This window comes from Atopobium sp. ICM42b (assembly GCA_000564995.1).
Classification (GTDB): Bacteria; Actinomycetota; Coriobacteriia; order Coriobacteriales; family Atopobiaceae; genus Lancefieldella.
The window spans coordinates 1-2,322 of the sequence record JDFH01000027.1; the positions used below are offsets into that span (position 1 = coordinate 1).

The following is a 2,322-nucleotide window of genomic DNA, read 5'->3' on the forward strand; positions in this document are numbered from 1 at the left end:
ATCTGTCTCCTCTCCCACATCAACGCACATGCAATTGGCCATCTTGGATATCGAGAAGAACGTCTGCTTCTTGATCTAGTTCATCGGAGTGCATAATCACCATGACAGTCCGCCTACCTTTGAGGTTGGTGAGATATCTACAAAGCCTCTGTGATGTTGGCGCATCTAAATTCTGTAGAGGTTCATCCAAAACAAGTGCCCCTTGTTTTCTGGATAGAGCTCTCAAAAGACCAATTTTTTGTCGCTCACCCAAAGAAACGGACTCCTCTTTTCCGTCAAAAGCATGCGTCTCAAGAGAGGAAAAATTGAGCAAGTTGTAAACCGTACGATCGATCTTTTCTCCAAACATATTGTCAGCAAGGCTTCCTTCTACAAGAGGTACCGGACGAGCAAAACGAGAACAGTCTTTAAGATCATCCGAAAGCTCTATATCACCACTGAATAGTGATGGATCAGAGCAGCCTGCCAAAAGATCTACGAAAGAAGACTTACCTGAACCATTGGAACCTCTTACCACCACGAGAGATCCTTGTGGAATGCTGAGGGCTTGTGTATGGAAAAGTTCTGGTCCTTCTGGAGTAGCTAAAAGAGTTCCCTCTCCTATCTTTACAGCTGGTTTAAGTGAAGAATTCCAAAGCTTCTCATAACCTGAAGGCTCTTGGGATTCTTTGAAAGTATTTTGTAGTCGCTCAAGATGAACTTTATTTGCTTTTACAAACATGATTGACTGAAAAAGTTCCGCTAGAGGATTTTGAATCAACGCGCAAAGTTGATATGAGATAAAAATATCTCCTACAGACGCAACATGGATCTGATACATTTCAATGGTTAGGGCAAGCATAATGATCTGCAGCAGAGAGCACATACTGCTTGGAATCTTCGCATTCAATCCCTCATTAAACCGGTATCTTTTTATGGAATCCAAGTACCTTGAACCGATGTCATGATATCTCTCTTTGTAAAAGACGTCAGCTCGAGCAATATTGATAGCTCTTTTATTTTCTACGATGCGTTTTGATTCGTTCAAATATCTATCTTGAGCTGGAATAATATTTCGCTGTAAATCAGCAATCCGCTTGGCTGGAACCCTTGTCACAAGAAATAAGATAGGAATATAGGTAAGCACTACGATGAAATATACATAATTGGTAATAAGAAGCGCTAATAAAATCACTACGATACATCCGACAGAACTCAAAATGGCAATATTCACAGCACTATACACAGATCCATACATGGTCGCAGAACTGCTTAAGAGGTTCATGTAGTAGCCTTTTTCATGTTTTTTGTAGACACGGGGCGGCATCTCAATAACCCTTTGTATAACCTGCGTAGTACAACTCATTCTTTGGATAATCGCCGCACGCACAGGAAACCATCCTTTAAATATAAGAACAAGGACTGCTGATACGAGAGAAAGAAATAGTACCCCCACAAAAGCAATCGTTTTACCAGTCATCCAAGATTCTTGAGAAACGGCGCTCACTATTGAGCCTAAGACCAAGCTCGTAGCTACAGAAAGAGCAGTTGATAATACTGATCCTACTATTAAAAAGATATTTTTCTTTGTAATGACAAGAGATGAAGGTACTTTAAACTTATATTTGGTTCGAGTATTCATTATTGTCTCCTCTCCCACATCAACGCACATGCAATTGGCCATCTTGGATATCGAGAAGAACGTCTGCTTCTTGATCTAGTTCATCGGAGTGCATAATCACCATGACAGTCCGCCTACCTTTGAGGTTGGTGAGATATCTACAAAGCCTCTGTGATGTTGGCGCATCTAAATTCTGTAGAGGTTCATCCAAAACAAGTGCCCCTTGTTTTCTGGATAGAGCTCTCAAAAGACCAATTTTTTGTCGCTCACCCAAAGAAACGGACTCCTCTTTTCCGTCAAAAGCATGCGTCTCAAGAGAGGAAAAATTGAGCAAGTTGTAAACCGTACGATCGATCTTTTCTCCAAACATATTGTCAGCAAGGCTTCCTTCTACAAGAGGTACCGGACGAGCAAAACGAGAACAGTCTTTAAGATCATCCGAAAGCTCTATATCACCACTGAATAGTGATGGATCAGAGCAGCCTGCCAAAAGATCTACGAAAGAAGACTTACCTGAACCATTGGAACCTCTTACCACCACGAGAGATCCTTGTGGAATGCTGAGGGCTTGTGTATGGAAAAGTTCTGGTCCTTCTGGAGTAGCTAAAAGAGTTCCCTCTCCTATCTTTACAGCTGGTTTAAGTGAAGAATTCCAAAGCTTCTCATAACCTGAAGGCTCTTGGGATTCTTTGAAAGTATTTTGTAGTCGCTCAAGATGAACT

Annotated in this window: 2 protein-coding genes; both read right to left on the reverse strand. The window is 41.4% G+C overall.

Going from position 1 to position 2,322, the window contains the following annotated elements; all coding sequences use genetic code 11:
* Window positions 1-19 precede the first annotated feature (19 nt).
* On the reverse strand, window positions 20-1,621 hold the full coding sequence (locus tag HMPREF1493_RS06435) for an ABC transporter transmembrane domain-containing protein (protein WP_035428778.1): 1,602 nt from the start codon (window positions 1,619-1,621) through the stop codon (window positions 20-22).
* 19 nt (window positions 1,622-1,640) lie between these two features.
* Window positions 1,641-2,322, reverse strand: a 682-nt coding sequence (locus HMPREF1493_RS06440) for an ATP-binding cassette domain-containing protein (protein WP_156921406.1), incomplete at its 5' end; no start/stop codon positions are given.